This is a genomic window from Halomonas sp. ND22Bw (genome assembly GCF_003011945.1).
Classification (GTDB): domain Bacteria; phylum Pseudomonadota; class Gammaproteobacteria; order Pseudomonadales; family Halomonadaceae; genus Halomonas; species Halomonas halophila.
In genome coordinates this window covers 1-261 of sequence record NZ_PXWD01001152.1, presented here as the reverse complement: position 1 = coordinate 261, position 261 = coordinate 1, and the positions used below count along the sequence as shown (strand labels likewise).

Below are 261 nucleotides of genomic sequence, written 5' to 3'. Positions count from 1 at the left end.
GACGACCTCGATCGCCGCGCCGCCGCCACGGTGGCTGAGGCGCTCATCTCCCTGCCGCAAAACTACGCTGGCACGTCTACGCCGATCAGCCAGGCCGCTCTGTCCGATGCTGGCGGATCCAACAATGTTTTCGCGACCGGCATCAATCTGCGTGGCCTCGGGGCAGCGTCCACGCTGGTTCTCGTCAACGGCCGTCGCCTGGCGGGTACCGGGTCGCGGGCCGAGTTTGCAGACATCTCCGCCCTGCCGTCCGCCGCCGTG

1 protein-coding gene is annotated in these 261 nt (G+C 68.6%); it reads left to right on the top strand.

What is annotated here, in order from left to right:
* On the top strand, positions 1–261 hold a 261-nt coding region (locus tag CVH10_RS21780), incomplete at both ends, for a TonB-dependent receptor plug domain-containing protein (RefSeq protein WP_181244653.1).